The organism is Coleofasciculus sp. (assembly GCF_046539235.1).
Taxonomy (GTDB): domain Bacteria; phylum Cyanobacteriota; class Cyanobacteriia; order Cyanobacteriales; family Coleofasciculaceae; genus Coleofasciculus.
This window is the reverse complement of the sequence record NZ_JBKHHI010000473.1, coordinates 1-4,782: the sequence shown is the minus strand read 5'-3', so window position 1 is coordinate 4,782 and position 4,782 is coordinate 1. Positions and strand designations below refer to the sequence as shown.

At 48.4% G+C, this 4,782-nt stretch carries 4 protein-coding genes; 1 reads left to right on the top strand and 3 read right to left on the bottom strand.

Annotated features, from left to right (window positions below; all coding sequences use genetic code 11):
• Window positions 1–478, top strand: a 478-nt coding sequence (dacB, locus tag ACLFWI_RS26975) for a D-alanyl-D-alanine carboxypeptidase/D-alanyl-D-alanine endopeptidase (RefSeq protein WP_446415484.1), incomplete at its 5' end; no start/stop codon positions are given.
• A 330-nt stretch (window positions 479–808) separates the two neighbouring features.
• Here the strand turns inward: dacB and dnaK are convergent.
• The 3 genes from dnaK to ACLFWI_RS26960 form a co-directional block, all read right to left on the bottom strand.
• Window positions 809–2,731 (bottom strand): molecular chaperone DnaK, encoded by a 1,923-nt coding sequence (gene dnaK / locus ACLFWI_RS26970; protein ID WP_446415483.1) that lies wholly within the window; start codon window positions 2,729–2,731, stop codon window positions 809–811.
• 582 nt (window positions 2,732–3,313) lie between these two features.
• Window positions 3,314–4,120: an SDR family NAD(P)-dependent oxidoreductase gene (locus ACLFWI_RS26965; RefSeq protein WP_446415485.1), complete on the bottom strand. Its 807-nt coding sequence runs from the start codon at window positions 4,118–4,120 to the stop codon at window positions 3,314–3,316.
• Between the two features lie 63 nt (window positions 4,121–4,183).
• The coding region (locus ACLFWI_RS26960) for a hypothetical protein (RefSeq protein WP_446415482.1) at window positions 4,184–4,782 on the bottom strand (599 nt) is incomplete at its 5' end.

The window sequence follows — 4,782 nt, the reverse complement described above, 5'->3', positions numbered from 1 at the left end:
AGCCTTATTGCGATCGCTGGGTGTGACTGAAAAAGAGGCGGATGAGTCAACGGCTGCGGCTGGATTACAACAAGTCAAAGCTAATTTAACCGAATTAGCGGTTGAACCGGAATCCTATGTCCTTGCTGATGGTTCAGGATTGTCTCGCCACAATCTAGTGAGTCCCACGGCTATTGTACAACTCCTACAGGCGATCGCACGAACTCCGATGGCACAATCCTATCGAGATTCCTTAGCCGTGGCTGGGGTAGAAGGAACACTACGACAGCGCTTTCAGAATACCCCAGCCCAAGGTCGAGTGTATGCCAAAACCGGAACCATGACTGGCGTGTCAGCCCTGTCTGGTTATATGGAGGTTCCCGATTATCAGCCGTTGGTGTTTAGTATTATGGTGAATCAATCCAATCAATCAGTGAGTACCATCCGTCAAGCCATTGATGAAATTGTAGTTTTGCTTTCGCAGTTGCGTTCTTGTTAAAAGAGGGAACAGGGAACAGGGAACAGGGAACAGGGAATTCTAATGTTGTACTAAATCCGGGGAACGCTATCCCCGTTACAGCAGATTTGGTGGTTGATGAGGTACAGTCTCTAAGCAAGATCCCCGACTTCTTGAAGAAGTCGGGGATCTGTCTGTGTACCTCACTTACTTGAAAAGCGCTGTATAACCCAGTCCGCGTTGGCTAAACTGCCTCATAATTCAGAGATTCAAGCTTAATAATTAATCCATCAGTTGTGTTTCTCAGACTTATTCAGCAAACCCTACTTAAAAATAGAGGTTAGCCTCTGGCTAACCTCTAATCCTAACCGACTATTTCGTTTCCGAGAATTCAGCATCGATGACATCATCACCACCACCGGATTCACCACCGGGAGCAGCACCGGGTTCTGGACCACCCGCACCACCGGGAGCAGCACCGGGTTCTGGACCACCGGCTTGTTGATACAAGTTAGCACTGATGCTGTAGAGTGCTTGTTGCAATTCTGTGGTCAGCGTCTTGATCTTCTCATCATCTTCCTGAGACACTGCATCTCGCAGATCTTTGATCAAGCCTTCAACCTTCGTCTTGTCTTCTGCTGGGACTTTATCACCCAATTCATTAAGCTGCTTCTCAGCTTGATAGGTTAGAGAATCGGCTTGGTTCTTGCGATCGATTTTCTCACGCCGTTCTTTGTCCGCCGTTGCGTTGGCTTCGGCTTCCTGAACCATGCGCTCAACGTCTTCACTGGGTAGAGTTGATGCGCCCGTAATACTAATCGATTGCTCTTTACCCGTACCTTTATCCTTCGCAGTAACGTTCAGGATACCATTGGCGTCAATATCAAAGGTGACTTCAATTTGGGGAACGCCGCGCGGTGCTGGGGGAATACCATCCAGACGGAATGTACCCAGACTCTTGTTGTCGGTGGACATTTCCCGTTCACCTTGGAGAACGTGGATTTCGACGTTGGTTTGACCATCCACAGCCGTGGAGAAGGTTTCTGACTTCTTGGTAGGAATGGTGGTGTTGCGGGGGATAATCTTGGTCATGACACCGCCCAAGGTTTCCACACCCAAGGATAGAGGTGTAACATCAAGGAGCAGAATGTCTTTCACTTCACCCGCCAAGACACCTGCTTGAATCGCTGCACCAATTGCCACCACTTCATCGGGGTTCACGGTTTGGTTGGGTTCTTTACCCAATACCCGCTTAACCACCTCTTTTACCGCCGGAATCCGGGTGGAACCACCGACTAAGACAATCTCATCAATCGCGCTTTTATCAATTTTGGCATCACGCACCGCATTCTCAACCGGGATGCGACACCGATCAATTAAGTCGGCACAGAGTTCTTCAAACTTCGCCCGAGTCAAGGTCATATCCAGGTGCTTGGGACCTTCCTGGGTAGCGGTAATGAAGGGTAGATTGATTTCAGCTTGGGTAACGCTGGAGAGTTCAATCTTGGCTTTCTCCGCCGCTTCCGTTAGACGTTGCAGGGCTTGCTTGTCTTTGCGTAAGTCAATCCCTTCGGATTTTTGGAATTCCGCGGCGAGGTAATCGACAATTTTCTTATCAAAGTCGTCACCACCCAGGTGAGTGTCACCAGAAGTTGATAATACTTCAAAGACACCATCACCGACTTCTAGGATGGATACGTCAAAGGTTCCACCACCGAGGTCAAAGACCAAAATTGTTTCGTTGCTCTTCTTGTCTAAGCCGTAGGCGAGAGAAGCCGCTGTGGGTTCGTTAATAATCCGCAACACTTCAACGCCAGCAATCTTACCGGCGTCTTTCGTGGCTTGACGCTGGGAGTCGTTGAAGTACGCCGGAACCGTAATCACGGCTTGAGTCACCGTTTCGCCCAGGTACTTACTGGCGTCATCGACTAACTTACGTAGGACTTGAGCCGAAATCTCTTCAGGCGCAAATTGTTTGCCTTGAGAGGGACAATCAAGTTTGACGTTATCGCCAACTTTGAGGACTTTATAAGAGACTTCGGTCGCTTCATTGGTAACTTCGCCATGTCTACGCCCAATAAAGCGTTTGACTGAGTAGAACGTATTTTCCGGGTTCATCACCGCCTGACGTTTGGCGATTTGACCCACGAGGCGATCGCCATTTTTGGCATACGCCACAACTGAAGGGGTTGTACGTCCACCTTCTGCGTTAGCAATCACAGTGGGTTTACCCCCTTCCATGACGGCTACGCAGGAGTTTGTCGTACCTAAATCAATTCCAACTACTTTTGCCATAAGAGTGTTCCAAGTTCGCTTAACTACAAATACTGGTGAAGTCGGGGAGCGTGACTGTTGAACTGTAATCCGGTTCAATCAGCAGCCAATGTGAGCTTCAATATCATTGGTTCGGCTACCAATCTCTATACTGAACGCGGTTAGCCTGTCTCATGAAGGGGGGGTTCCCGAACCTGAGATGGGACGGTTCGATCTGGTGATTGCTCGTTCGAGTCGCTCTCCCATGACCAATCATCAACTTAACTTTGTGCTGATTTCTGGCGCTGTGTCTAATGTAGGAAACTCTAAGGTATCAAGAATTGGGGCGAACCGTAACGAATCAGTTGTGTTTGCCGTCTGTTACTCTGTTGAGGCATCTGCTCCCTGTCTTTGCTGGCAAACCTTGGTCTTAAGTACAACCCAGAAATCAGTGGTTCAGTACTTGATTTTTACCAAAATATCGGGCTATTATATAAGATTATTTGAGAAACAATCCTCGATTTTTTGTCTCCTAGGGAGCTTCTAAATAGCCGATTTCTGGATAAATCCTGCTTACAGTTGTACGGAAAAAAGGAATTTTGTGTCTAGTAGAATCTTGTGGAGTTAACGGCGGTTAGCAAATTTCATCATCCAAGTGATTAAATCGGGAAACCATCGATAGGTTTGGGTGGCGATGACTGTCGGTCCAACCACAACCTCTGAACGCTGCTCCTGGAGAGCGTCCCAAATCCCTTGGGCAATGTCCTCGGGTTGACTCACTAACGGTGATTGTAAAACCTGATTCATTTGTTGACGGCGAGACTCGGCTTCAGAGTCATCCTGACCCCGAAACATCGCTCGTTCCAAAAAGCTGCTTTTAATTACGCCGGGATGAACGACGCTGACAAAGATACCTTTAGGTTCTAATTCTAAGCGTAGGGATTCAGTTAAACCTGTAACGGCATACTTACTAGCACAATAGGCGGTCATTTCCGGTAAGGGCATTTTGCCACCAAAGGAACCGACGTTAATAATTGAGCCAGTTTTTCGGCTGAGGAAATGGGGTAATAATGCCTCTATGGTGTAGACATAGCCAAAGAAATTGGTATCCATGAGCTGATGCCAATCACTTAACTCTGTCTTTTCCACCGATCCAGTCAAGCAGATCCCTGCATTATTGATCAGGACATCAATTTGGCTATAGTTTGACAGTGCCTTATCCACCAATTCTTGTACCTGTTGGGGGTTCGTGACATCGGTGGAAATAGCTAGGGCGTCACCTCCCTTAGCGCGAATGTCTTGGGCTACCGCCTCTAATCGCTCAGGTTGGCGGGCGGCGAGGACAACGGAATAGCCGTTTTGGGCAAATAGATGAGCAGTGGCTTTACCGCTACCTTGAGACGCGCCAGTAATCAGAACCGTGGAAGCCATAAGCACCGAATGAGTGAGTTCATCTGTTGTTGATTGTGCCAAAACTTGACCCGATCATGTGTATCAGACTGTAGACTCAATCCATCGGGTTCGGCAAAACTCACAGTAAGAGCCATCAAACGTCCGATCCTCTTGGGTGAGGGATGCACCACACCGAGGACAGGAGTTGAGGCGGCGAGCTAAGGGATGACTTTCTTCCTGTAGGGGAGTAGCCAGAAGTTGCCAATAGTCCTCCTGAGCAGCTTGCACGGGATCGGTCGTCCGGTGAAGTTGGACTGCCTGTAAGTAGAGTTGTTGGGACTTTAACCAGATCTGATAGTCGAGAATCTCAAAGAGCTGCTCTAAAGCACGTTCTAATTGCTCTGAACCATTGGGTTCTCCTCCTTGGCTACGAACTGCTCGGTCAGCTTTCTCCCAGGCAAGGGACAGCTTCGAGGCAAGTTCGTGTAAATCGATGTATAGTTTGTTGACATCCTTGTGCTGCTCCTTACCAGAACCAAAAGACTGATCACTTTCCCCGTCTATCTGCTGACAAGTGAGTTGTGTTCCTACTTCTGCCAGCGATGGCTTCTCCAGTAACTGTCCGGCCAGCTTGAGAGTCTCTGCGAGGTGGTAGAAAATAGTATGTTCGAGTCCAGAGGTGATATCTATCAGTTCGTACC